Here is a 26,687-nt window from a genome sequence, read left to right on the forward strand (position 1 = left end):
TCAGTTCTCCGCGGTACGGCTGGCAGACGCGGCCAGGCTTACGAGTTGGGATGTCGCGCCGGGTTCTTCGCCGGGCAGGCAGATTTCGTCGTCGGGCATGCCGCCGTAGCGGCGCAGGATGCTGTCGAACAGGCCGGTATCCACGCTGGCGAAGCGCTGCATCGGCGCGCCGTGGGTCGGCTTCTCCAGCTCGGCCAGGCGGGCCTGGTCCAGATGGACGGCAGTGCCACGCGACTGCGCCAGCCACTGGTCGAAGTCCGCCGCCGTCACCACCCGCGCATCGAACTTCATGTCCGAGAAGCCCGAGCCGCTGTACGCCGAAGACATGCCGGCGTAGGTGCCGGGCGTATGCCCGATCAGGTGCAGGCGGGTCTGCATCGCCGGCATGGTGTAGACCATGCTGCCCAGCTGGGGCACGAAGAAGGCATTCATCATCGACTCGGAAGTCAGCTTGAAGGCGACCGGCGTATCGACCGGCATCACCAGCTCATTGACCGTGGCTACGTTGTGGTCCGGGTAGATGAACAGCCATTTCCAGTTGAGCGAGACCACTTCCACGCGCAGCGGTGCCTTGTCCGATTCGATCGGCCGGTACGGGTCCAGCGCGTGGGTGCTCTTCCAGATCAGCACGCCGAGCACGACCACGATCAGGCACGGAATCGTCCACACCACCACTTCGATCGCGGTGGAGTGCGACCAAGTGGGTGCGTAGGTGGCTTTCTTGTTGGACTCGCGGTAGTGCCACGCGAAGTACAGCGTGAGGATGATCACCGGGATCACCACCAGCAGCATCAGGCCCGTGCAGACCAGGATCAGCTGCATTTCCTGCTCGGCGATGCTGCCCATGGGATTGAACAGTTCCAGGTTCCTGCACCCGGCGAGCAGTGGCAGCAGCGCTGCAAGGCCGAACCAGCGTCCGGCGCGGGCTCGACCGGCCAGCGTGGCGCGGCGAGCGGAGTGTGTAGCGGGGTTCATGCGTGACGGCCCTTCCAACGCAGTGCCGGGCCGGGCGGCCCGGATCATGAAAAGTGGCGAACACCCCCCTGCATGACCGATATGCATGGGGGGTGCCCGCCGCAGCCGCGTACGTTAGGCAACGACATGATCCATACATGATGCGACACACTGTCGCAGCCCTGTCCCGCCGCGCGCGTACCATGCGCGCATGGAATGGAACGCCCTCATCGCCGACGGCCACGGGCCGGTCTACCTGCGCATCGTGCAGGGCCTGGAACGGGCGGTCTGGTCGGGTGCGCTTCGCCCCGGTCAACGCCTGCCTGCGCAGCGCGCGCTGGCCAGCGGACTCGGGGTGGACCTGACCACGATCACCCGTGCCTTCACCGAAGCCCGCAAGCGCGGGCTGATCGATGCACGCGGCCCGCTGGGTACGTTCGTCGCACCGCCACAGGTGGAGCTCACCCAGCTGGTGGACCTGAGCATGAACCTGCCGCCCAGCCCCGGCGGCGGCGAGGTCGCGGACATGCTGCAGCGTGGCTTGTCATCGGTACTGACCCGCAGCGACGTCGGCAACCTGATGACGTATCACGTGGGCGGCGGAAGCCGGGCGGATCATCGGGCCGCGCAACAGTGGCTCAAGCCGATCCTCGGCAAGGTCGATGCCGGCACATTGATCGTCACGGAAGGCGCGCAGGCCGCGCTGTCGGCCCTGCTGCTGGCCTTGACCGATGCCGGTGACACGATTCTGTGCGAGCCGCTGGTCTACCCCGGCCTGCTGCACGCGGCGCGGGTGCTGCAGCGGCGACTGCAGGTGGTCGAGTGCGACGAACACGGGATGCGCCCGGATGCGTTGGCGCGTATCGCGAAGAAACAGGGCGCGCGCGTGGTCTATCTCAACCCGAGCGCACAGAATCCCACCGCCCATACGATGCCGCCGGCACGCCGCGAGGCAGTGGCCGAGGTGATCCGCGCGCAGGACCTGCAGCTGATCGAAGACGATCCGTACTGGCTGCTGCTGGACGATGCCCCTGCCCCGCTCGCGCTGCTGGCGCCACGGCACACCTGCTACATCTCGACGCTGTCCAAGTGCCTGAGCCCCGGGTTGCACACCGGATTCGTGCGCCTGCCCGAGGGCATGGACCGGCAGCCGGTGCTGGACGCGCTGCGGGCGGTCAACCTGATGGCACCGCCGCTGATGAACGCCCTGGTGACGCAGCTGATCCTGGATGGCTCGGCGCAGGCCCTGTTGAAACTGGTGCAGGAGGAGGCGGCCGAGCGCCGCTATCTGGCGCGGTCGGCGTTGTCGCCACGGTTCCTGCAGCACTGCGCGGGTGTGCATGCCTGGTGCCGTCTTCCCGCCCACTGGACCGATGCCAGCCTCACCCACGCCGCGCGCCTGCACGGCCTGGGCATCGCACCGTCGTCGGCATTCACGCCTGAAGGCGTGGCGATCAACGATGCGGTGCGGATCTCACTCGGCGCGGCCGCCAATCGGCAGGAACTGCATCGGGCGCTGCGTCAGCTGGATCAGCTGATGCATGTGGCGGCGACAGAACACCCCGGCTGGACGGTCTGACGCCAGCCTTCCGGCCCGCTCAGCCGGAAACGGCCTTGGCCTGCTTCCAGACCGCTTCAAACTGGCCGGCGGTGATGGCGTCATCCGAATCCAGGTCCAGCCAGGACAGCGGCTGATCGGACAGCGGGAAGCGCTCGTCGGCCTGCCCCGACTTGTCGGCCCAGACCAGCACGCTGCGGTAGCTCTCGACCTGGCGGACGATCACATCGCCCTGCGCTTCGAGGTAAATGGTGCCGTTGCCGATCTCGGATTCCGCGGGGTGCTTGTAGTGTTTCCGGGTCGTGCTCATGGCAGTTCGGGATCTGGCGGTAAAAGGGGCCGGGGAATATACCCTGATCCTGCGCCGCTGGCCGACCGCATGCGCCTCTTCCTGGTAGTGCCGGGCGCTGGCGGATCCCCATGAAGCCAGCGCAACCGCTACTAGACGACCGGTCTAATGCGGCGTAGAGTGCGTCCCATGAACACGGCCACGCCCCCTTCCACCACCGACGTCCGCGACACGATCCTGGCCACTGGCCAGCGGATCATGGGCGCGAAGGGGTTTTCGGCGGTGGGTCTGAACGAGGTACTGACCGCGGCGGGCGTGCCCAAGGGTTCGTTCTACCACTACTTCGCCTCCAAGGAAGCCTTCGGCGAGGCGCTGCTGGCGGACTATTTCAGTGCCTATCTCGCCGAGATGGACCGCCTCTTCCGCCAGCCCGGCAAGACCAAGGCGCAGCAGTTGCACGCCTACTTCAGCGCCTGGCAGGAGAGCCAGTCATTCGAGGACTGCCAGGGCAAGTGCCTGGCGGTCAAGCTCGGCGCGGAGGTGGCGGACCTGTCAGCCAGCATGCGCGCCGCGTTGAAACACGGCACCGCCGGGATCATCGATCGCCTGGCGCGGGCGCTCCGGGGCGGTGCCGAGGATGGCTCGCTCTCGTTCACCGGCACGCCGGAAGCACTCGCCCAGAGCCTGTATCAGCTTTGGCTGGGCGCCAGCATCATGGTCAAGATCGTGCGCAACGCCCAACCGTTCGAGACCGCGCTGCAGACCACCCGGCAGTTGCTCCACCCTTCGCGCTGACCCGCGGAAGATCACCGGCACGCCAGCCCGGCCTGTCTTTTTCACGGCCCGTCACTAGACGACCGGTCTACTGTTAATCCCCACCCTCTGGAGTCTCCCATGAAAGTCCTCATCGTTCTGACCTCCCACGACCAGCTCGGCAACACCGGCAAGAAAACCGGCTTCTGGCTGGAAGAACTGGCCGCGCCCTACTACACCTTCAAGGATGCAGGTGCCGAGATCGTGCTGGCCTCGCCCAACGGCGGCCAGCCGCCGCTGGATCCCAAGAGCAACGAACCCGATTTCAAAACCGACGCCACCCGCCGCTTCGAGGCTGACGTGGATGCCAACGCGCAGTTGGCCGGCACCGTCCGCCTGGACAGCGTCTCGCAGGCCGACTTCGATGCCGTGTTCTATCCCGGCGGCCACGGCCCGCTGTGGGACCTGGCCGAAGACACGCATTCCATCGCGTTGATCGAAGCCTTCATCGCCGCCGGCAAGCCGGTGGCGCTGGTCTGCCATGCGCCGGGCGTGCTGCGTCACGTCAAGACGGCCGAGGGTGCCCCGCTGGTCCAGGGCAGGAAGGTCACTGGGTTCGCCAACACCGAAGAAGACGCCGTCGGCCTGACCGAGGTGGTGCCCTTCCTGGTGGAGGACATGCTCAAGGCGGCGGGCGGGCACTATGCCAAGGGACCGGACTGGGGCTCGTACGTGGTCAGCGATGGCTTGCTGATCACGGGCCAGAATCCGGCCTCCTCTTCAGAGGCCGCGGCGGTGCTGGTGCGGACGCTGGCCGCCAACAAGAACTGACCCGCCCCGCGCCGGGTCAACCCGCGACCCGTACCGGCGGTGGCGTCCAGCTGCCGTCGGTCACCGCGGGCTGCGGCCAATAGGCACGGATGTACAGCGAAAACGCTTCGCCTTCGGGTGCCGGCAGCCAGTTCGCCTTCTGCACGAGATCACTGGGTGCGTCGGCCTGCACGTAGATCGTCAGCGAGCCGTCGGGATTGGCGATCAAGGTCTTGTTCTTGGTCCCGACCGAATAGCGCTCGATCGCGTTGGGCGAAAAGAAGTGATGCTGGTTGTAGAGCGTCAGCGACCAGAAGCCCTGCACCGGCGGCAGCTGGCCGGCCGGGAAGGTCACCGTGTAGCGGCTGGATCCCTCCAGCCGCTGCCCGGCATCATCGAGGTCCTGATAGAAGTACTTCGTCTCGTTCGGCTTGTTCACGAAGATGTTGGATTTGGCCACGGCGGTGCGGGTGTAGTAATCCGTACCGAACGCCGCGCCATTGCGCTGCGTGGTCCAGTGGTGCGGCAGCGGCAGGCCGTAGTTGCGGAACTGCAGCAGCGGACCGACCAGGTCTTCTTCGGCCTTGCCCACTTCATCGGTCATCGCACGCTTGAGCTCGGGGTTCTGGCGTGCTGCCTCGACCACTGCCCGCAGCTCGGCATACAGGGCCTGCTCACCCGGCAATGGGCTGGCATCGTCCAGCACCAGCGGAAGCTCATCGACGAAGGTGGCAGGGATGACCCATTGCGCTTCGCCGCCGCTGTTGCCCTGGCTCTCGTCCGCCGGGAACTTGGCCACCCGGGCCCAGTCGCGCTGCTTGGGCGTGCCGTCGAAGGCCGACAAGGGATACATGTCGATCTGGTTGATCAGCGGCAGGATCGCCTGCCGGTCCTGCGGGGTATCGTCCAGGAACACGCGTGGAATGACGAAACCGGTCTTGCTGCTGGAACGGAACACCCGGGTGATGCCGGCGGGAACGTCGCCGTCCCAGTCCGGGCCCACCAGCAGGTAGAAGCCAGGTGCCGTACCGTACATCTTGCCGATATCGGCGAAGCTGTCGCTGCGCAGGTCGACCACCTGGTAGACCCAGAAGCGCTTGCCGAAATCCGGCACCTGCAGCACCACCGGCTCCACATCCAGGCCGATGCTGCCGGCACCGTAGACCACGTCCTGGTTGGGGCACGCCACCATCCGCTCCTGCGGACCGATGTAATCGCTGAGCATGCACACATGATTCAGCGGCGCCACCGGCACGAAGCCACCCATCAGGCCCGGCTCGGGCAGATCCTTGAACTTCAGCCGCCGGTTGTAGATGTTGACCATCGGCCACGCCCAGAAATAGGCGTTGCGCGCGACCATCCGCAGATACGCTTCAGTCAGCCGGGTCCCCCTGACCGGACCCGCTATCTCGACCTGCGTGGACGTGTGCGCGACGTTGTGCATGGTGTCAGCTCCGAGTGGCCAGGGAGGCCTTGGGAGACTGATCCTCGCCGTGGCCGGTCCTGCGCACCAGCGAACATCTGCGTGGGCGGCCTCAGTAAAACTACTGCCGCTGCTGCGTGCGGTGCCGTCACCGCTGCCGCCAGCGACGGCAGAATCGTCAGAAGATGCTTGTTGCACATGGGTGGCCCTCCGGGCAGGCATGCAGGATCGCGTGCTCAACGCGTCGCGGGAAATCCGGCCTCGGCCAGTGCGGCAAGAAACGCCTCCGGCCCGTGGGCGCTGCCCACACGCACCTCGCGCGCCGGCGGATCGGTCTCGATGCGTGCGTCTGGATCGACGCTCTGCAGGGCCTTGGTGACCGAGCGCGCGCAGCCGCCGCAGGTCATGGTGGGGATATTGAAACGATGCATGGCGACCTCGCCGTGGTGGGTGTAAGCCCACTGTCAGGGATGACAACGTGGCAAGGTCAAGCCCTTGTTCTGGCGCGCTGCCGGGTATTCATGCCCGCGTTATCCGCCGCGCGATACGCGACGCGTCCACGCCCGGTGCGGGGCATGGGCGCGGCCGGGTCGATCAGGAACGTGGCCTGCGGGGCGCACGCCCGCGCGAGGACACCGGCGTATCGGCCCCGAACAATGGCGTCTTGCGCGGCGTCGAGGCCGCAGCGGTCTCCGCCGGCGCGGCCACGGGCTGGGCCAGGTCGGCGATGATCGGGCAATCCGGCCGGTCATTGCCGTGGCAGTGCGCGGCCAGGTGCTCCAGCGTCTGCACCATCGCCTGCAGCTCCGCGATTTTCGCCTTCAGCCCACCCACGTGCGACAGCGCCACCGCCTTGACGTCGGCACTGGCACGTTCGCGGTCCTGCCACAGCACCAGCAGTTCGCCGATCTGCTCGACTGAAAAACCGAGATCGCGCGCACGCCGGATGAAACGCAGGCTGTGCGCGTCCTGCGGGCTGTAATGCCGGTAGCCCGCCTCCGAGCGCGCGGCCGGGGGAATCAGGCCGATCTGCTCGTAGTAGCGGATCATCTTCGCCGATACCCCCGAGAACGTTGCGGCTTCACCAATGTTCATCGTCCGCTCCTCATCGCGCCTTGCTCCACGCCGGTGCCCAGCGTATCGGCCTGCATCGGTGCATGGAAGCGCTTGAGCCGCAGCGCGTTGCCGAGCACGAACACACTGGACAATGCCATCGCTGCGGCAGCGAAGACCGGCGAGAGCAGCGTGCCGTTCAACGGGTACAGCAGGCCCGCCGCGACCGGAATCAGCACTGCGTTATAGGCGAAGGCCCAGAACAGGTTGTGTTTGATGTTGCGGAGGGTCGCCTGGCTCAGCGCGATCGCATTGGGCACACCGCGCAGGTCGCCAGACATCAGCACCACATCGGCGGCTTCGATCGCCACGTCCGTGCCGGTGCCGATCGCCAGCCCGACATCGGCCTCGGCCAGCGCCGGTGCGTCGTTGATGCCGTCCCCGACGAACGCCACCTTCGCGCCGCCCGCGCGGAAACGCTTGAGCGCGGCGACCTTGCCATCGGGCAGCACCTCGGCGGCCACTTCATCGATGCCCAGCTGGCGCGCGATCGCGGCCGCCGTGGCCGCGTTGTCACCGGTGATCATCGCCACCTTCAGGCCCAGCGCGTGCAGGGCCTGGATCGCTGCGGGGGTGCTTTCCTTGATCGGGTCGGCCACCGCGATCACCGCCGCCAGGCGACCATCGATGGCGGCATACAGCGGGCTCCTCCCCTGCTCGCCCAGCCGCTGCGCGGTCGGCCGGAAGGCGCTCACATCCAGACCCAGCCGGGTCATGTAGCGGTCCGCGCCCACGGCCACGGTGCGGCCGCCGACCTGCGCGGACACACCGAAGCCGGGCACCGCCTCGAAGCGCTCGAGGGGCGCCAGTGCAAGCCCACGCGTTCTGGCGGCAGCCACGATGGCCTCGGCGATGGGATGCTCGGAGCGGGTCTCCACCGCGGCAACCAGCGCCAGCACCTCATCGGCCTGGAAACCGTCGGCCGGCTCCAGGTCGGTCAGTTCGGGGCGGCCCTTGGTCAGCGTGCCGGTCTTGTCCAGCGCGATCACACTCACATCGCGCAGGGCCTGCAGCGCTTCACCCTTGCGGAACAGCACGCCCAGCTCGGCCGCGCGGCCGGTGCCGACCATGATCGAGGTGGGCGTGGCCAGGCCCATCGCGCAGGGGCACGCGATGATGAGCACCGCCACGGCATTGACCAGCGCAAAGGTCAGCGCCGGCGCCGGGCCGAGCATCAGCCAGACCAGGAAGGTCAGCGTGGCCGCGGCCATCACCGCCGGCACGAACCACATCGTCACCGTGTCGACCAGCGCCTGGATCGGCAGCTTCGAGCCCTGCGCCTGTTCGACCAGACGGATGATCTGCGCAAGCACCGTGTCCCCGCCCACCTTGGTGACGCGGAAACTGAAGGCACCGGTGGTGTTGAGCGTACCGCCCACCACCTCCGCGCCCACGGCCTTGGCCACCGGTACCGGCTCACCGGTGATCATGCTTTTGTCGACATAGGAGGAACCCTCCACCACCGCGCCATCGACCGGCACCTTCTCGCCCGGGCGTACCAGTACGATGTCGTCCAGGGTGACATGTTCAAGCGGCACTTCGACGGTCTCCCCACCGCGCTGCACGCGCGCGGTCCGCGCCTGCAGCCCCACCAGACGCTTGATCGCCTGCGAGGTACGGCCCTTGGCCCGCGCCTCGAGCGTGCGCCCGAGCAGGATCAGGGTCACGATGACGACCGCCGCTTCGAAGTAGACATTCGCGGTGCCCGGCGGCAATACGCCTGGCGCGAAGGTCGCGACCACGGAATAGCCATAGGCTGCCGCGGTACCGAGCGAGACCAGCGAATTCATGTCGGGGGCGCCGCGCAGCAATGCCGGCACGCCCTTGCGGAAGAAGCGCAGGCCCGGCCCGAACAGCACCAGCGTGGCCAGCGCGAACTGCAGGTACCAGCTGGTCTGCAACCCGACGGTATGCATGACCCAGTGATGCATGGCCGGGACCAGGTGCGAGCCCATTTCCAGGATGAAGACCGGCAGGGTCAGCAGCGCCGCCAGCAGCAGGGAGCGGCGCAGCGCGCGTGCTTCGACTTCGCGGCGTTCCTCCTCCTGGTCAGCGGCCGCAGCCGTGCTCACGCTGACCGGGCGCGCGGTGTAGCCGGCGTTCTCCACGGCGGCCTGAAGATCGGCGACGGACACCGTGCCGGCCAGGTGACGTACCTGCGCCCGCTCGGTGGCCAGGTTGACGCTGGCCGCGATCACGCCCGGCAGCTGCGCAAGACCCCGCTCCACGCGACCGACGCAGGACGCACACGTCATCCCCTCGATGCTCAGCTCGGTGGTCTCTTCGCGGACGCTGTAGCCCGCGCTTTCGATGGCGCGCACCGCAGCCTGCGGGTCGGGCGTGCCGATGAAGCTGAGATCGGCCCGCTCGGTGGCAAGGTTGACCGAGGCGGTCTGCACGCCGGGGACGGCGGTCAGCGCACGCTCCACCCGGCCCACGCAGGAAGCACAGGTCATGCCCTCGATGGGCAGGCTCAGGCGGCTGATCGGCGCGCCGGACCGGGAAGCAACAGAAGACATGGGACAGTCCTTGGGGTGAGGTTACCTGCCACCCTAAAGATTCCCATCATGGGAAGGTCAACCCCCTCTTAATGGGGACGGGGGCGATTATTAACCCCCTCCGTCCCCGTTAAGAGAGCCTTACGGCTGGGGCCGCGGTGCCGTCGCGGGTGACCCGCCAGACCGTGTTGGAGAGGTCGTCGGCGACGATCAGCGCGCCGCGCGGATCGACGGTGACGCCCACCGGGCGGCCGCGGGTCTTGCCGTCTTCGCCGAAGAAGCCGGTCACGAAATCGATCGGCTCGCCGGCCGGACGGCCGTTGCTGAAGGGTACGAACACGACCTTGTAGCCCACCGGCGGATTACGGTTCCAGCTGCCGTGCTCGCCGACGAAGACACCCTCGGCAAACTGCGTGCCCATCACCGGGGACGAGAAGGCCACGCCGAGTGCAGCCACATGCGAGCCCAGCGCGTAATCCGGTGCGATCGCCGAGGCGACCTTCTCCGGATTCTGCGGCATCACCCGGCGATCCACGTTCTTGCCCCAGTAGCTGTAGGGCCAGCCATAGAAGCCGCCCTCCTTCACCGAGGTGAGGTAATCGGGCACCAGGTTCGGGCCGATCTCATCGCGCTCGTTGACCACCGCCCACAGCGTGCCGGTGCTCGGCTGGATCGCCAGCGCGGTGGGATTGCGGATGCCGGTGGCGTAATCCTTGTGCGCGCCGGTGACCGCATCGATCTGCCAGATCCGCGCGCGGTCGATCTCCACCGCCATGCCACGTTCGGTGATGTTGCTGTTGGAGCCGATGCCCACATAGAGATAGCGGCCATCGGCGCTGGCGGTCATCGCCTTGGTCCAATGATGGTTGATCGCCGCCGGAAGGTCGGTCAGCTTCACCGGTGCGCCGCTCGCCTTGGTCTGGCCTTCCTGGTAATCAAAACGGACCACCGCGTCCTGGTTGGCCACGAAGATCGCATTGCCGATCATCGCCAGCCCATAAGGCGCGTTGAGCTTGTCGGCGAACACCGTTTTCAGTTCGTAGACGCCGTCGCCATCGGCGTCGCGCAGCAGGGTCAGGCGGTTGCCGCTCTTGACCGCGGTATTGCCCTTGGCCTTGATCTTGCCGGCGATGACATCCTTCGGCTTGAGGTTCGGCGCGCTGCCGCCGCGGCCTTCGGCCACCAGAATGTCGCCGTTGGGCAGCACCAGGGTCTGCCGCGGAATGCCCAGATCGGTGGCGATCGCCGAGATGCGGTAGCCCTTGGGCACGGTGGGAAGCGTGTCGCCCCACTGCGCCGGCTTGGCGATGGTCATGTCCGGCATCAACCCGCGATGCGGCTTGGGCATCTCCGGGTTGCCGCCATACTGCTCGAGCTCGGGCGCTTTGCCGCTGCAGGCAGCGAGTGCGACCGCAAGCGCGGACACCGAAAGAATGCGGAGCGTCGTCTGGCGGCTCATCGCACACCTCCCACGCGCAGGCTGGACAGTCCCACCCAGGTGGCGATCAGCGCCAGCACGGTCAGGATCACCGAGAGCACCAGGCCCGCCGGCATCACCGCCCACGCGTCACGTGCATGATGCAGGCAGTTGATGAAGCCCACGCCCCAGGTTACTGCCAGAATCACCACGTAAGCGAGGTTGCGACTGCCACGGACGAGGCCAACGATCCCGCACAGCAGCGCCAGCGTGGTCATCACCATCGCCCCGATCAGCAACCAGGACGCGAAGTTGGCCCACTGGATCTCGTACGAACTCCAATACGCATAGTCCGCCAGCAGTGCGCCGAGGAACAACGGCAGCACGCCGCCCAATACAGCGGCGTGGAACGGATGGATGACCCACGATCGGGTCAGGACAACGGTCGAAGCCATGGTGGTCTCCTGGTGAGGGGGCGAATCTCTCCCGATCCTGCCACCCCCGGCGTGATGGGGGTGCCGATGGCTTACGCATCAGCCAGGTCCCAATACGGCGGCGAGCCGATCGCATCGGTCAGGAAGGCCGAGACCTCGCGGACCTTGCGCGAGCGCAGCTTGTTCTCCGGTGAGAGCAGCTGCAGATGCACGCGCTCGGACTGCGGCGAGAACTCCCACGCGTCGAGCAGCTTGACCATGCCGCCGCCCTGGAGGGTGTCCGCGTTGAACAGCCAGGTCGGGAACAGCACCACGCCGCGCCCGGCGATGGCAGCGGCCAGCAGCGCTTCGGCATTGTTGCTGCGCAGTGGTCCGGTCACGTTCAAGGCCTTGAACGGGGCCTCCGGAGTGGATCTGAAGTACCACTTCTGGATGCCCAACTGTCCCTTGTAGACCAGGCAGTGATGCTGCAGCAGGTCCTCGGGGCGGGTCGGCGTGCCATGTGCGGCCAGATAGGCGGGGCTGGCGGCGAGGATGTTCCGGTGCGGGGCGATGACCTTGCCGATCAGCCCGGAGTCGACCAGCGGCCCGACCCGGATGGTGATGTCCACGCCCTCCTGCACCGGGTCGATCAGCGTGTCGGTCAGGGTGAGTTCCACGATCAGCTCGGGGTATCTGGCCTGCAGCGAGTTGACGATATGCGCGATGTGCAGCCGCCCCAGCGATTCCGGCGCGTTGATGCGGATCAGGCCGCGCAGGTCCGCGTCGCGGCCTTCCAACTGCTCGACCGCCTCGTCCAGCAGGTCGACGGCGTCGCGCACCTGCAGGTGGAACTGCTCGCCGGCTTCGGTCAGCCGGACCGCGCGCGTGCTGCGATAGAACAACTGCTGACCCACGTCATGCTCCAGCGCGGCGATGAAACGCGATACCGACGAGGCCGGCACCCGGTAGTGCCGTGCCGTGGCCAGGAAACTGCCGGTGGCGGCGACGGTAAAAAAATAGCGGAGCGCTTTGAGCTGCATGGGGAGGCCTCGGCATCTGTAATTGCGATTCCAGCAATAGTTATTTGCCGGATGGCCCGATTGTGACGGATATCGCACGCCCATAGGATGACATCAGGCGTCTGGCATGCATGCCATGCCCCCTTCACTCCCCTCCCCAGGATTCACCATGAGCTCCCTGTTCGACACCTTCGGCCTCGCTGGCGTGCCGCTGCGCAACCGCGTGGTCATGGCCCCACTGACACGCGCCCGCGCTCCGCATGACGCGGCCGATGAGCGCACCGCGCTGTACTACGCCCAACGTGCCACCGCCGGCCTGATCGTCAGCGAAGGCACGCCCATTTCCCGCGAGGGCCAGGGCTACCTGTTCAACCCCGGCATTTTCACCGCCGAGCAGATCGCCGGCTGGCGCCTCACCACGGATTCGGTCCACGCCCTGGGCAGCCGCATGTTCGCGCAGCTCTGGCATGTCGGTCGCGTCTCCCACCCGACCATCCAGGCCGATGCTGCGCGCCCGGTCAGCGCCAGTTCGAAGCTGCCGGTCGGCGCGCAGGCGTTCGGCTATGACGACACCGGCACACCGGCGCTGGTCGCCTCACCGGCGCCGCGCCAGCTGGAGACCGATGAGATCCCGCGCATCGTGGCCGACTTCGCACAGGCGGCCGCCAATGCCATCGAGGCCGGCTTCGACGGCGTCGAGATCCACGGCGCCAACGGCTACCTGCATGAGCAGTTCATCAACCCGCTGGTGAATGATCGCACCGACGCGTATGGCCCGCAGACGCTCGACAACCGCCTGCGCTTCACGCTGGAGGTGATCGACGCGGTAGTCGCCCGCATCGGTGCGTCGCGCACCGCGATCCGTCTGTCGCCCTATGGCCAGCTGTTCGACATGCCGCTGTACCCGGAGATCGACGCCACCTACACCGCCCTGATCCAGGCCATCGGGCAGCGCGGCCTGGCCTACGTCCACCTGATGGACCAGTCCGGTTTCAAGGTCGGCCAGAAGTCGGTCGATGGCGCGGGCGATTCGGGCTTCGGTGGCCTGCTGCGCACGCTCAAGCCGCATCTGCCCGGGACGGCCCTCATCCTCGCCGGTGGCATGACCCGCGAGCGCGCCGAGCAGATGATCGCGGCCGGCATGATCGATCTGGCCGCGTTCGGCGCCGCCTTCATCAGCAATCCGGATCTGGTGGCGCGCCTGCAGCATGGCTGGCCGCTGGCACCTGCCGATCGCGACACCTTCTACGGTGGCGGCGCCACCGGCTACATCGACTACCCAGCGTACGTTCCCGCGCGCGGGCACACGACGTCCCAGGCCGCCTGATCGAAAAGGGCCGGCAATGGCGGCCCTTTCCTTACCCTCCCCAGCTCACGCCTTTGGGCGCACTGGAAAATCCTGCGGCGCGCAGGGCCTCCATCAGTGCATCGCGCTTCACCACCGCGTCGTTGATCAGTTCCAGCGTGAACGGACTGCGCCGGCCACGTCTGAGCGCGCTGGCCAGTGCCTGCGCGGCCGCGGCAAGCGACGGATCATCCGTCTCCACATACACCTGCAGGCTGCGCCCCCCCTGGGCCAGATACATCAGCAAGCGCCCGCCGCCGATCACCACGAACGCGCCGGCTCGCCGCAGCGGACGCTGTCCCGTGCGATGCACCGGCCACGGCAGCACCGTACCGAACGGATTGGCCGGGTCCACTGCGGAGAGGCCGATCGCGATCTCGACAGCCCCCGGCCGCAGCGCCTCGGCAATCCCGCGCAGGCGGTCCACCAGCAGGCGGTCAGCGAACTGCGCGCCGCCCAGCCCCTCCACGAAACGCCCGCGCAGCACGCGACCGGTGTCCTCCATCCCGCGATAGACCTGCTGCAACGCCGGGAAGCCGCCGGCAATCCCTTCCGCGACGGCCGCGCCACGGGTCACGATGCCGTGGCGATCCAGCAGGCCCTCGGCCAGCGCCACCGCACGCACGGTGTCACTCACCGCCTCACGCTGCAGCAGCGACCAGCGGCCGGCCAGGGTCGGCGCGGCGAAGCTGGCAGCGCCCGACGGCGATCCTTCAACGATGGCGGGCGTGTCGTGCATCGGGATGCCGCGGAAGCCCCGGCTGCGCCGCGAGGTCCTGGCCACGCGGGGTCGTGGCGGGCGCGTGCCGGACAGCGCGCGCAGCGGCGCCCACAGGTCGGTGGTCACCTGGCCCGACCAGGCCAGGTCCCACAGGGCGCTCTGCAGCTGGTCCGGGGTGATCTCCGGGCTGGCCGTGCCGGCCTGCTGCCACTGGCTGCGCACCGCCGCGGCCAATTGGCGGGCGAAGTACGCACCACCGTCGGCCAGCACCTGCAGGATGCCGGTCTGCAACGGGGAGAGCTCCGCGTTGGCCGGCAACGCCGGCAAGGTTTCGGCAGCGAGCTCCTGCAGGTGCAACGCGACCAGGCCGTCGTCCTCGCCGATGCGGCCATGGCCTGACCACAGCACCGTGCCGGTCGCAAGCAGCTCATCCAGCAGGCCGGGCGCGTAGTCCACCACCCGCGCGGGCAGGATCTGCTGCTCCCATACCGACGCGGGCAGCGGCACGCCGGCCAGCCGTTCGACCACCCGTGCCACGCCGTCGATGCCCTCCAGCGCGCTGCGCGCCGGGGTCTGCATGCCGCGCGCGGCCTGGGCGGCATCGGCAATCAGGCCATGCCGCTCCAGCACCAGCAGCGCGTAGGCCTCGCGGGGCACCGGGCGGGTCGCCTCGCGCGCCGCCTGCAGCGAGCGCACCCGCAGCAGCCGGAACACGTCTTCGCTCACCCATTCGTGGCGGGCCAATGGCACCGGTGCCGACATCGCGCCGGCACCTTCCGCCTGGCGGCGGACCACGCCGAAATTCCCCTTCAGCAGCTTGCCCTGTGTTTCCAGCCGGGTCAGCGCGGCATCGGCCACGGCCACGCCCAGCCCGAACGCCGCCGCGGCGTCGGCCGTGGTGAACGGTGGGTGGCTGCGGGCATAGCGCGCCAGCAACTCGCCCAGCGGATCGGCAGCGGGCTGCAGGAACGCCGCGGGTACGTCCGCCGGCACGGCGACACCGAGCGCATCACGCAGACGTGCGGCATCTTCGATGGCGGCCCACTGCTCGCCACCGGCGGTCAGGATCCGGATCGCCCGGCGCTCCTGCTGCAATGCCTGCAGCAGCGGCAGCGGCTCGGCGTCGATGAGGCGCGCGGCCAACGCTGCAGCCGTGAGCGGGCCCAGCTCGCGCAGGAGATCGGTAACGCCCTCTTTGCCTTTGGCGCGGCGGTCCGGCGCACGGCGCTGCAGCGCCTCGCCCACCTCGTCGACCACCGCGGGATCCAGCAGCTCGCCCAGATCGACCTGGCCGAGCAGATCGCCGAGCAGGCCGCTGTCCAGCGAAAGGACCGACGCGCGGCGCTCGGCCAGCGGCACGTCGGTGCCGTACATGAACTCGGCGACATAGCCGAACAGCAGGTTCGCCGCGAACGGTGACGGCACCTCGGTGGTGACCTCGGCCATCGCCACGCGCCCGTCGGCCAGCCGCTGCATCAACCCGTCCAGTGCGTCCAGATCGTAGACGTCCTGCAGGCATTCGCGCGCGGTTTCGATCAGGATCGGAAATTCGGGGTAGCCCTGCGCGATCCCGAGCAGTTCGCCCGCGCGCAGGCGCTGCTGCCACAGCGGGGAGCGACGGCCCGGCGTACGCCGCGGCAACAACAGCGCACGCGCCGCGCATTCGCGGAAGCGGGCGGCGAACAAGGCCGAGCCACCCACCGCACGGGTCACCTCGCTGCGCAGCCGCTCCGGCTCGAACAGGAACAGCTCTGCCCCGGGCAGGCGGCCGGCAGCGTCGGGCAGCCGCGCGATGATGCCGTCGTCGCTGGCCACCACCGCCGGATCGATGCCCCAGCGCTCGCGGATGCGCGCGGCCATCGCCAGCGCCCACGGGTCATGCACGCGCCGGCCATACGGGGAATGCAGCATCAGCCGCCAGTCGCCGGACTCGTCGCGGCAGCGTTCCACCACCAGGGTGCGATCGGTGGGCAGCCGGCCGGTCGCCTCACGCTGTTCGCCCAGCAGGCCGACGATGTTGGCGATCGCGTTGTCGGCCAGCCCATCGGCCTGCAGGCGCGCCCGCAGGGTGTGAGGCACGTCGCCCTCGCCGACCGCCGCTTCCAGCGCGCCGATGAACGCGCCGACCGCTTCGCCCAGTTCGGCCGGCCGCCCCACTCCCTCTCCACGCCAGAACGGCAGCCGCGCCGAGCGGCCCGGTGCCGGGGTCACCACCACCTGGTCATGGGTGATCTGCTCGATACGCCACGAGGTCGCGCCGAGGGTGATCACATCATTGACCCGCGACTCATGGACCATTTCCTCGTCCAGCTCGCCGACCCGACGCGACCCCGCGCGTTCCTCGCCTTCGGGCAGGACCACGCTGAACATGCCGCGGTCCGGAATGGTGCCGCCGCTGGTGACCGCCAGCTGCTTCGCTCCGGGTCGCGCGCTCAGCTCACCGGTCTCACGGTTCCAGACCAGTCGAGGGCGGAACCCGGCGAAATCATCGGACGGATAACGTCCGGCCAGCATGTCCAACGTGGCATCGAAGGCGCTGCGCGGCAGCGACCGGTAGGGTGCCGCGCGACGCACGCAGGCAAACCACGCCTCCACCTGCAGCGTATCCATCGCCGCGGCGGCCACGGTCTGCTGGGCCAGCACGTCCAGCGGATTGCGCGGTGGGTCGATCGCCTCGATCTGTCCGGCGAGCATCCGCTCCACCGCGACCGTCGCATCGATCAGATCGCGGCGGGTGCGTGGATAGACCAGGCCGGTGGAGATGCCGCCCACCTGATGACTGGCGCGCCCCACCCGCTGCAGCGCGCTGGCCACCGAAGGCGGCGCGGCGACCTGGATCACCAGATCGACCAAGCCCATGTCGATCCCCAGTTCCAGACTGGAGGTGGCGACCACGCAGCGCAACGCACCGGACTTGAGCGCCTGCTCGATCTCGCGGCGCTGCTCTTTGGACACCGAGCCATGGTGTGAACGTGCGATCAGCGGCTCTGCCCCGGCCGAGCGCGCGGCGGTGCCGCCAGTGAAGGAACCAAGGTGCTCTGGCGCCGGACCAGGCGTTGGCCGCTGCGCGAGGCGCTCGGCGTACAGCTCGTTGAGCCGCGCCGTCAGCTTCTCGGCCACCCCGCGCGCGTTGGCGAACACGATGGTGGAGCGCCGGGCCAGCACCTGGTCGAGAATGCTGGCCTCCACGTGCGGCCAGATCGACCCCAGACGCCCGGACGACGGCGAAGCCTCCGATGCGCCGGGATGGGGCGGCAGGTCGGCCATGTCCTCCACCGGCACGACGATGCGCACATCCAGCGCCCGTTGCGACGGTGGATGGATCACGCTGACCGGGCGGTCGCCACCGAGGAACCGCGCGACCTCCTCGACCGGCCGCACCGTGGCCGACAGCCCGATGCGCTGCGCCGGCACCGCCAGCAGCGCCTCCAGCCGTTCCAGGCTCAGCGCCAGATGGGTGCCGCGCTTGCTGCCGGCCACCGCATGGATCTCATCGATGATCACGGTGTGCACGTCGCGCAGCGTTTCGCGCGCCTGCGAAGTCAGCATCAGGAACAGCGATTCGGGCGTGGTGATCAGGATGTCGGGCGGACGCCGGACCAGCCGCGCCCGCTCCGCGGCCGTGGTGTCACCGGTGCGGATCGCCACGGACAGGTTGACCGCCGGATCACCGCGCCGCTCACGCTCGGCGCTGACCCCCTGCAAGGGAATCTGCAGGTTGCGCTGCACGTCGGCACCGAGCGCCTTGATCGGCGAGAGGTACAGCACCCCGGTGCCGCGCTTTTTCACGGGCGCCGCACCGGACGACGCAGCGTCCGATTGCTCGCCGCCGCGGAACAACTGGTCGATCGCGTGCAGGAAGGCGGCCAGGGTCTTGCCCGAGCCGGTCAGGGCGATCACCAGCGTGTGCTGGCCGGCGCTGATCGCGGCCCAGGCATGCGCCTGCACCGGCGTGGGCGCGGCGAACGCCGCGCTGAACCAGGCGCGCGTGGCCGGGGTGAAGGTGGCCAGTGAGCCGGTGAGGTCGTTCGAGGTGGGCATGGATCCGGAGGTCGTAGGACGCCCGCCCGGCATCGGCCGCGAGCGCAATGGAACCAGCCTAGGGTATGCCGCGTCGGGTAGGCGTCAATCGGCCCGACCTCCCAGCGTCGCTGATTCGCACCAGTCGCCCCTGGGCCACCGCCACTCGTCCCTTCGCCCCCGACGTCCAGCCCCAGGCCAATGCTGGCGGGCCTACGCGGGATCACACTCATTGGCATCACGCACAGCGCCCAGCGCAGGACGATTCCCATGAAACGACGCGATTGCCTCAAGGCCGGGCTGGCCCTGCCGCTGTTGCCGATGCTGCTCAACGCCGGCCCCGCGTTCGCGGCGACCGGTGTGAGGGTGAGGCCTGGAAGTGCGGCGTGGCCGGCGGCGGCCGAGTGGGACCGGCTGTCGCGTGCGGTGGGCGGCCGACTGTCGGTCCCGCGGTCGCCGTTCCTGGCTGACCCAACGAGCCGCGCGGCGGCGCTGGAGCAATTGCAGAACCCCTTCTTCCTCGGCGACCAGCCCGCCCTGACCCAGACCAGTGGCTACTTCGGCGCGTGGCGATCGGTGCCCAGCGCCCAGATGGTCTCGGCCGCCAACAGCGCCGATGTCGCCGCCGCGGTGAACTTCGCCCGCACTCACCGGCTGCGGCTGGTGGTCAAGGGCGGTGGGCACAGCTACCACGGCACATCCTGCGCACCGGATTCGCTGCTGGTCTGGACCCGCGCGATGAACCAGGTCGAGCTGCACGACGCCTTCGTGGCCCACAACGCGCGCCCGGGCACGGCGCCACAACCGGCGGTGAGCGTCGGCGCCGGGGCCATGTGGATCGATGCCTACGATGCGGTCACCACGCGGGGCGGGCGCTATGTCCAGGGCGGTGGCTGCACCTCCGTGGGGGTGACCGGCCTGGTCACCGGTGGTGGCTTCGGCAGCTTCTCCAAGGCGCATGGCACGGCCGCCGCCAGCCTGCTCGAGGCCGAGATCGTCACCGCCGACGGCCAGATCCGCATCGTCAACGCCGACAACGACCCGGACCTGTTCTGGGCCTTGAAGGGTGGCTGCGCGGCGAGCTTCGGCATCGTGACCCGGATGACGCTGCGCACCCACGCCCTGCCCGATACCTTCGGCGGCGTCTCCTGCCAGATCCAGGCCAGCGACGCGGCCAGCTGGCAGGCGCTGGCCGCGGAGATGCTGCGCTTCTACCGCGATACCCTGTGCAACCCGCACTGGGGCGAGCAGATCACCTTCACCGATACGCGTCGGCTCTCGGTCTCGATGGTGTTCCAGGGGTTGTCGCGTGACGCGGCCGAAGCCACCTGGGCGCCGTTCCTGGCATGGGTGCGTGCGCGTCCGGCCTACACGATCACCGAGCCCCTGCAGGCCATGGCGATGCCGGCCCGCGATTTCTGGGATGCCGATTTCTTCCGTCAGCATGCCCCCGGGTTCATTGCCGAGGACACCCGCGCGGGTGCCTCGCCGCGGCACATGCTGTGGAAGGGCGATCAGGGCCAGGTCGGCTGGTTCCTGCACGGCTACGCCTCGGCCTGGCTGCCGTCGGGCCTGCTGGACGATGCGCGGCGGGAGCAGGCGGCGGCCGCGATCTGCGCCGCGGCCGAGCACATGGATGTCGGCCTGCACTGCAACAAGGGCCTGTTCGGCGCACCGGCCGCCGCGCTGGCGGCCAGCCGTGACAGCGCCACCCACCCTGCGGTGCTGGATGCCTTCGCGCTGGCCATCATCGGCAATGCTGGCGGCCCGGTCTTCCCGGGCCTGGGCCTGAACGTGGACGAGCCCCGTGCACGCCGCGGTGCCTTGAACGTGGCGCGCGCCTACCAGGCGCTGAGCGCGGTGGCCCCGTCCGCACCGGCCTACGTCTCCGAGAGCGACTACTTCCAGAAAGACTGGCAGCAGGCGTTCTGGGGGCCGAACTACCCTCGCCTGCAGGCGGCCAAGCGCCGCTACGATCCGCACGGGCTGTTCGTCATCCACCACGGCGTGGGCAGCGAAGACTGGAGCGCGGACGGCTTCGAGCGCGTCCGCGGCTAGCCCAGCACGTGACGCAAGGCCTGCTGCGCGCGCCGGTTCTCCGCCGGCGTGCCGATGGTGATCCGCACCCAGCTGTCATACGGGGCGAACACCCGCGCGATGCGAACGCCCTGCTGCAGCAGCCCGGCGGCGATGGCCGCATGCGGGCGACCGGTGTCGACGAACACGAAATTGCCGGCCGCCTCGGTTGAACGCAGGCCCAGCCCGGTCAGCACCTGCTGCCAGCGCTGCCGCTCCAGCGCAACGCTGCGCCGGACCTGGGCAACGTGGGCGGTATCAGCCAGCGCCGCAGATGCCGCGGCGAGCGAGAGCTGGTTCTGCGCGTGCGCGCCACCGACCCCGCGCTGGTGCAGGGCCGCGGCCAACGCCGTCGGCGCCAGCGCATAGCCGACCTGCAGCCCGGCCAGCGCGTGGATCTTGCCCAGCGTGCGGAACACCACCACGTTCTGGCCCTGCCGCAGCAGGCGTACCGCGCTCAATGCGGCGGCGTCCTCACGGTAGTCCAGGTAGGCCTCATCGACGATCACCAACGTGCGCGCCTGCGCGGCGGTCACGAAACGATCGAAGTCCGCGCCGGGGCTGAGCGTGCCGGACGGGTTGTGCGGATTGACCACGAACAGCGCGCGGGTGTCCGCCGCGATCGCCGCCAGCAATGCGGGCAGATCATTCTCCAGCCGCGCGTTCAACGGCACTTCCACCGCCCGCCCGCCAAAGGGCCTGGCCGCATCCACCAGAGCGCCATAACCGGGCACCGAATAGATGAACCCACCGGCACCCTGGCTCAGCGCCAGGTGCTGGCCGAGCGCTTCCAGCACTTCACCGACGATGACCTGCTCCGGCGCGACCCCTTCCAGCGTGGCGATCTGCACCTGCAGGGCCTGCAGCTGGGCAGCGCTCACGTAGCGCGGCGCGTCCACCAGCGCACGCTGCACCGCCGGCCCCACCCGCGGCGAGGGACCGTAGCTGCTTTCGTTGAGGTCCAGCCGCAGCAGATCGGGAGCCGTGTCGGCGGCGGCGGACGGGGCGGACGGGGCGGCCGCAGCGGCCGATCCGGCGACCGGCGCCAGCGCGGCCACCGCCGCACTGGTCAGACCGGCACGCAGCCAGTGGCAGCGCTGCGGGTCGGCAGGCAGCGTGCCTGCCATCGTGGCATGGGTCATTGGAAACGGGCCTCCAGGCGTGCGTAGTAGTACGTGCCGCTCCAGCCGAACGGCGACAGCTCGCTGTACGGGAATACGCCAAAGGTATCCGCACCGGAGACCTGCGGGGTGGTGGCGATGTTGCGGGTGGGATAGGTATTGAACAGATTGTTCGCGCCCACCACCAGGGTGACGGTGTCGGTGGCGCGGAAGGCGATGTCCAGATCGGTGACCCAGCGCGCCTCCAGCTTCTGGATCACATCGAAATTGCCGGCCGTGCCGGCTTCGGTTGGCAGCGTGCGGAAACGGGTCGAGCCCTGCGCGAAGGCGGCGACGTTGGCCGCGCTCTGGTTGGTCGCCGCCACGCCTTCGATCTCGCCGTACCGGTGCGTGCCCAGGTGCAGGCCCCAGCGGCCGACGTCCCAGCCCAGCGCAACGGTCAGGTTGTCGCGCGGCTGGCCCTTCTCCACGCGGGTGCGTTCGGTGACGTCGAACAAGGGCGTGCGCACACCGAGCGCGGTGAGCTGGGCCGGGGTCGAGGCGACGTGGGTCAGCTCGGTCTTGTTGCGATTGTAAGCGACGGTCGCGGTCAGCCGGCCATGCTCCGCCAGCTCCCACAGGTAGCGTGCCGACGCATCCACACCGGTGGTGCGGGTGTCTGCGGCGTTGCTGAAGTAGCGCACGCTGGTGACCCCCGGTGAACCCAGCGCCGCCAGATAATCGCGGATCGCGGTGGTACCGGCCGCATCGACGAAGTTGCTGGAGAGGAAGATGCGGTCATCGATGTCGATCCGGTACACATCCAGCGAGGCACTCAGCCCGCCGATGCCCCAGGTAAGGCCGGCGGTGAGATTGGTGGCCTGCTCCGGCTCCAGCGACCGCGCGCCCAGCGCGCGCGCCTCCACCGTATCCACCGGTGCGGTGCGCACCAGCACGTACTCCGGCACACCGGTCACCGCGTTGTTGAGGGTGCGGCTGCTGGTGGAGCTGAAGTACTGCTGGGCCAGTGCGGGCGCATGGAAGCCGCTGCTGACCGAGGCGCGCAGCGCGACCCCGCCATCGAGCTGGTAACGCAGCGCGAGCTTGCCGTTGGTGGTACTGCCGAAATCGCTGTAGTCCTCCCAGCGCCCGGCCAGCGACACCAGGAAACGGTCGGTGACATCGGTCTCGGCTTCGGCATAGGCCGAGACGTTGTGCCGAATGTGGTTGCCCGCATCGGCCGGCTGGATGCCGGCAAAGCCCTGCGAGCCGATGGTCGGCACGCTGCCGGCCGAAGGGCCATCGAGCACGCGTGCCGGCCCCCACACATACGAGTCGAGCTCGCCGGGCGAGATGCCATAGGTGTCGCGGCGGAACTCCGCGCCCACCGCCAGTCGCAACGGCGCATGCCAGCCCAGCTCGACGCTGTTGTTCGCATCCAGGTTGGTCGTCCACTGCGAGGCCTCCAGCGCGCCGTTGTAGAACGCGGTCGGACTCTCGGCACCCAGAGTCGCGTTGAGCGTGTTGCGGGTGCGATAGACCAGCTTGTTGCGGCCATAGACGCTGCTCAGGTCCCAGTGCCAGTCGCCGAGCAGGCCCTTGATGCCGGCACCGAGCGAGGCGTTCGTACTCTGCGTATCCACCCACGGCAGGAACCCGTCCGGGTAGATCGCACGCACGTTCTCGACCTGGCCGGCGCGGCGCAGCGAGGCATTGGAGCTGCCCTCGCTCACCCCGTAGCCACCGAATGCATAGGCTTCCAGTCCCTCGGCCCAGGCCAGCGGCTTGCGCAGGTTGCCGAACACGGTTTTCTCGACGGTATCGGCCGAGTCGGCGAAGCGCCACAGCGCATCGCGATCGATGCTGGCCTCACGTGGATCGGCGACCGCACCTGCGGCCGCGCCGCCGATCGGGGCCAGGCCGGTGCCGGAGCCGAAGGTGCCCGAGGGCGCCACCGGCGCACCGTTGCGACCGATCCCGAAGTACTGCTGGCGCGTATCGGGCAGCGCGCGGTTGGCCGCCTTGCGGTCGCGATAGTCCCAGGTCAGGTGCAGGCCGCCACCGTCGGCGAAGGCCACGCCGGTATCCAGCGCGACGGCCGTCGTACCGCCGCCGCCATCGCGGGTGGTGCCGCGGCTGACGCGACCTTCGAATCCGGCATCCTCGCGCAGCACGATGTTGATCACCCCGGCGATCGCGTCCGAACCGTACTGGGCGGACGCGCCATCACGCAGCACTTCCACCCGCTCGATCGCACTGACCGGAATGGCGTTCAGATCGGTGGAGACCGCGCCCTTGCCGACCGTTCCGCCGGTGTTGACCCAGGCGCTGGCATGCCGGCGCTTGCCGTTGACCAGCACCAGGGTCTGATCCGGCGACAGCCCGCGCAGCGTCGCCGAGCGGATGTGGGTGTTGCCGTCCGGCGTGGTCGGGTGCGGGAAATTGAACGAGGGCAGCAGCGACTGCAGGATCTGGCTGATGTCGGTGTAGCCGCTGCTGCGGATGTCCTCGGCCCCGAGCACGTCGATCGGGACCGGCGATTCCAGCACGGTGCGTGCCTGGGTCCGGTTGCCGAGCACGGTGAGCTGGTCGAGCTGGGTGACTGCCGGCGCGGTAGCGGACGATTGCGCGTGGACAGGCAGGGTGGTGAACAGACTGGCAAGCACGGCGACGGACAGACGACGACGTCGCAGCACGGTGGCGCGAGGATTCATGGCAACTTCCGCAGAGATCGGGCGAGGCCCGCAAGAGACGATGGAGCGCGGCGCAGGCGGTACGTCAGTGGCGACATCGCCGTGGCAGATGGAATGCAGGCAAGACAGGTTCCCCCAGGTGACCTGCGGGACATGTTGCAAACTTGTTGCAGAGCGTCAATCGGTCCCGACGTGCACGTCGTTGCGCGCGCGGACACACCTGCCAAGGGTGGCGGTCAAGTCACTGATTTCATTCATTGGTGGGAGCCACGCGGCGGCCAACGCCCTTACCCATGGGAATATCCACATAGCCAACGGTGCTCGCCGGATGACGGCGAACGACCCGCCGACAGCGGAACCTGCGCGGACGTGACGATCCGCAGATGCGGCCGCACACGCACAGGCGTAGCCTGCGCGCAGCCTGCCCGCCAACGGAGATCGCCCTGTGTTTCCGATCATGCCCGCCCGCCTCGCCCCTGCCCTGCTCACACTCGCCCTTGCCGGCGCGGTGGCCCTGTCCGTTCCGGAGGCGCGTGCACAGACGCCTGCGACCGCAAGCGCCGTTGCCCCCACCTCGTTCAACGCACTGCTCGATGCGCAGACGATGGCCGCGATCAACGCCGATCCCGAACTGCGCACCATGCTGGGCATCAGCGGCGATGCTGCTGGCGATCTGTCCGACCAGTTGACCGACGTCTCGCTGGCACGGCGCGAGGTCAACCGCCGCGCGATGGCTGACAACCTGGCCCAGATAAAGGGCTGGAACGGCGCGCCGCTGGATCCGCAGCAACGTCTCAGCGATGGATTGGCGCGCTGGTTCTACCAGGCCCAGATCGATCTGATGGCGGTGCCCTGGGCTGCGGCGTGGTTGCCGGTCGGCGGCAGCACCTATGCGGTGGACCAGCTGTTCAGCCTGCCGGTCAACCTGCCGCAGTTCATGGACAATCAACATGCGGTGACCGACGAGACCAGTGCCCGCCATTACATCGCGCGCCTGCGGGCCATGGGCCCCAAACTGGACCAGGTCCGCGCCAATGTCGACATGCAGGCCAGCCAGGGCGTGGTACCGCCGGAGGTGGCATTGGAAGGGGCGGCCAGCCAGTTCCGTGCGCTGCTCACGCCTGCCCCGGAAAACAGCCTGTGGGTGCAGTCATTGCAGCGCAAGCTGGACAAGGTGCCGACCATCGCCGCCGCGCGGCGGGCGGAACTGATCGCGCAGGCGACCACCGCCGTGCGCGACGCCGTCAATCCGGGGTACCAGCGCCTGCTCGATGACGTGCAGGCCAGGCTCGCCACCCATCCCGGCAACAAGGGCGTGTGGGCCCTGCCCGGGGGCAAGGCGTATTACGACGCAGCGCTGCGCTGGTATACCAGCACCGATCTGGATGCCGATGCGATCCACCAGATCGGCCTCAGCGAGGTGGCGCGGCTGGACACCGCCATGGATGCACGCCTGAAACAGCTCGGCCTGCGCGACGGCACGGTCGCCGCGCGGATCGAGACACTGCGCAAGGACCCGCGCTACCTGTATCCGGACAGCGATGCCGGCCGCAAGGCGCTGATCGGCGACATCCAACAGCGGCTGAGCGACCTGGGCCCGATCCTGCCCACCTACTTCGGCCACCTGCCGGCGCAGAAACTGGTGGTGCAGCCGGTGCCCGCGCACATGCAGGCCACCTCGCCCGGCGGTTACTACTACCCCCCGGCGATGGATGGCTCGCGCCCTGGCACGTTCTTCATCAACCTGGGCGACATCACCTCGAACACGCGCTGGAGCATTCCCACCCTCACCTATCACGAGGGCTCGCCCGGCCATCACTTCCAGATCTCGATCGGCCAGACCCTGACCGATCTGCCGATGCTGCGCCGCAGCCTCAACCCGAGTGCGTTCAGCGAGGGCTGGGCGCTGTATGCCGAACAACTGATGGCCGAGGCCGGTGTTTACCGCGATGACCCGGCCGGTGACCTGGGTCGGCTCCAGGCCGAGATGTTCCGCTCGGTGCGGCTGGTGGTGGATACCGGCCTGCATCGCAAACAGTGGACGCCCGAACAGGCGATGGCCTACATGCAGGCCAAGACCGGGATGACGCCGGCCGACGTCCGCATCGAGGTCAATCGCTATCTGGTGCAGCCGGGCCAGGCCTCGTCCTACAAGATGGGCCAGCTGCGCCTGCTGGAACTGCGCGGGCACGCCCGCAGGCAACTCGGCGACCGCTTCGATATCCGCGCCTTCCACGATCTGATCCTGGGCAATGGGGCGATGCCGATGACGGTAGTCAGCCAGGCGGTCGAGGACTGGATCGCCGCCGGCGGCCCACCCTCCACTCGTGGCCCATGAGCGCACCGCGCAGGCGCCGGTGTGCGGCCGGTGCCTGCGTATAAATACCTAGCGGCTTACCGTGTAACTCCGGTTGTCCGCCGCGTGGGCGGTGCGCAGAGTGTCAGCAGGGTCGGTGGATTACGCGGCCCATCGACGACACTC

18 protein-coding genes are annotated in these 26,687 nt (G+C 68.7%); 6 read left to right on the forward strand and 12 right to left on the reverse strand.

What is annotated here, in order from left to right; translation table 11 throughout:
• Positions 1-975, reverse strand: coding sequence for a ubiquinol oxidase subunit II (gene cyoA / locus AC07WC_RS11955; protein WP_495210186.1), 975 nt, complete (start codon positions 973-975; stop codon positions 1-3).
• 190 nt (positions 976-1,165) lie between these two features.
• Here cyoA and AC07WC_RS11960 point away from each other — a divergent pair, with 190 nt between their 5' ends.
• Complete coding sequence (locus tag AC07WC_RS11960) at positions 1,166-2,533, forward strand: aminotransferase-like domain-containing protein (RefSeq protein WP_495210187.1); 1,368 nt, start codon at positions 1,166-1,168, stop codon at positions 2,531-2,533.
• A gap of 19 nt (positions 2,534-2,552) precedes the next feature.
• Here the strand turns inward: AC07WC_RS11960 and AC07WC_RS11965 are convergent, their stop codons facing one another.
• The gene (locus AC07WC_RS11965) at positions 2,553-2,822 is read right to left on the reverse strand and encodes a hypothetical protein (RefSeq protein ID WP_495210188.1); all 270 of its coding nucleotides are present in this window, start codon (positions 2,820-2,822) and stop codon (positions 2,553-2,555) included.
• Positions 2,823-2,990: 168 nt separating this feature from the next.
• On the opposite strand from AC07WC_RS11965, the gene AC07WC_RS11970 reads away from it, so the two are divergent.
• Both AC07WC_RS11970 and AC07WC_RS11975 read left to right on the forward strand, forming a co-directional pair.
• Positions 2,991-3,596: a TetR/AcrR family transcriptional regulator gene (locus AC07WC_RS11970; RefSeq protein ID WP_495210189.1), complete on the forward strand. Its 606-nt coding sequence runs from the start codon at positions 2,991-2,993 to the stop codon at positions 3,594-3,596.
• A 99-nt stretch (positions 3,597-3,695) separates the two neighbouring features.
• Positions 3,696-4,385, forward strand: coding sequence for a type 1 glutamine amidotransferase domain-containing protein (locus AC07WC_RS11975; protein WP_495210190.1), 690 nt, complete (start codon positions 3,696-3,698; stop codon positions 4,383-4,385).
• A gap of 16 nt (positions 4,386-4,401) precedes the next feature.
• Here AC07WC_RS11975 and AC07WC_RS11980 read toward each other — a convergent pair whose 3' ends face one another.
• The 7 genes from AC07WC_RS11980 to AC07WC_RS12010 form a co-directional block, all read right to left on the reverse strand.
• Positions 4,402-5,808, reverse strand: coding sequence for a DUF1254 domain-containing protein (locus AC07WC_RS11980; RefSeq protein WP_495210191.1), 1,407 nt, complete (start codon positions 5,806-5,808; stop codon positions 4,402-4,404).
• Between the two features lie 215 nt (positions 5,809-6,023).
• Entirely contained in the window at positions 6,024-6,218 is a 195-nt protein-coding gene (locus AC07WC_RS11985) for a heavy-metal-associated domain-containing protein (RefSeq protein ID WP_495210192.1), read from the reverse strand.
• A gap of 163 nt (positions 6,219-6,381) precedes the next feature.
• Complete coding sequence (gene cueR, locus AC07WC_RS11990; RefSeq protein ID WP_495210193.1) at positions 6,382-6,882, reverse strand: Cu(I)-responsive transcriptional regulator; 501 nt, start codon at positions 6,880-6,882, stop codon at positions 6,382-6,384.
• Positions 6,879-9,419, reverse strand: a complete 2,541-nt coding sequence (locus AC07WC_RS11995) for a heavy metal translocating P-type ATPase (protein WP_495210194.1) — start codon at positions 9,417-9,419, stop codon at positions 6,879-6,881. Before AC07WC_RS11995 ends, cueR begins: the two co-directional genes overlap by 4 nt.
• A gap of 109 nt (positions 9,420-9,528) precedes the next feature.
• A complete protein-coding gene (locus AC07WC_RS12000) occupies positions 9,529-10,857 on the reverse strand; it encodes a PQQ-dependent sugar dehydrogenase (RefSeq protein WP_495210195.1) in 1,329 nt (442 codons plus the stop codon).
• A complete protein-coding gene (locus tag AC07WC_RS12005) occupies positions 10,854-11,270 on the reverse strand; it encodes a DUF2231 domain-containing protein (RefSeq protein WP_495210196.1) in 417 nt (138 codons plus the stop codon). The genes AC07WC_RS12000 and AC07WC_RS12005 overlap by 4 nt, the downstream gene beginning before the upstream one ends.
• A 71-nt stretch (positions 11,271-11,341) precedes the next feature.
• Complete coding sequence (locus AC07WC_RS12010; protein ID WP_495210197.1) at positions 11,342-12,271, reverse strand: LysR family transcriptional regulator; 930 nt, start codon at positions 12,269-12,271, stop codon at positions 11,342-11,344.
• 148 nt (positions 12,272-12,419) lie between these two features.
• Here AC07WC_RS12010 and AC07WC_RS12015 point away from each other — a divergent pair, with 148 nt between their 5' ends.
• Positions 12,420-13,577 carry an alkene reductase gene (locus AC07WC_RS12015; protein ID WP_495210198.1) on the forward strand — a complete coding sequence of 386 codons (1,158 nt, stop codon included), beginning with the start codon at positions 12,420-12,422 and terminating at the stop codon, positions 13,575-13,577.
• A 31-nt stretch (positions 13,578-13,608) separates the two neighbouring features.
• Here AC07WC_RS12015 and AC07WC_RS12020 read toward each other — a convergent pair whose 3' ends face one another.
• A complete protein-coding gene (locus AC07WC_RS12020; protein WP_495210199.1) occupies positions 13,609-18,357 on the reverse strand; it encodes an ATP-dependent helicase in 4,749 nt (1,582 codons plus the stop codon).
• A gap of 249 nt (positions 18,358-18,606) precedes the next feature.
• On the opposite strand from AC07WC_RS12020, the gene AC07WC_RS12025 reads away from it, so the two are divergent.
• Positions 18,607-20,394 (forward strand): FAD-binding oxidoreductase, encoded by a 1,788-nt coding sequence (locus AC07WC_RS12025; protein WP_495210200.1) that lies wholly within the window; start codon positions 18,607-18,609, stop codon positions 20,392-20,394.
• Here AC07WC_RS12025 and AC07WC_RS12030 read toward each other — a convergent pair.
• Entirely contained in the window at positions 20,391-21,554 is a 1,164-nt protein-coding gene (locus AC07WC_RS12030) for a pyridoxal phosphate-dependent aminotransferase (RefSeq protein ID WP_495210201.1), read from the reverse strand. The two genes, AC07WC_RS12025 and AC07WC_RS12030, sit on opposite strands and share 4 nt — an antisense overlap.
• Positions 21,551-24,226 (reverse strand): TonB-dependent receptor plug domain-containing protein, encoded by a 2,676-nt coding sequence (locus AC07WC_RS12035; RefSeq protein ID WP_495210202.1) that lies wholly within the window; start codon positions 24,224-24,226, stop codon positions 21,551-21,553. The genes AC07WC_RS12030 and AC07WC_RS12035 overlap by 4 nt, the downstream gene beginning before the upstream one ends.
• 436 nt (positions 24,227-24,662) lie before the next feature.
• Between AC07WC_RS12035 and AC07WC_RS12040 the strand changes: the two genes are divergently transcribed.
• On the forward strand, positions 24,663-26,543 hold the full coding sequence (locus AC07WC_RS12040) for a DUF885 domain-containing protein (protein WP_495210203.1): 1,881 nt from the start codon (positions 24,663-24,665) through the stop codon (positions 26,541-26,543).
• Positions 26,544-26,687 lie beyond the last annotated feature (144 nt).

It is taken from the genome of Stenotrophomonas sp. GW821-FHT01H02A (assembly GCF_059422145.1).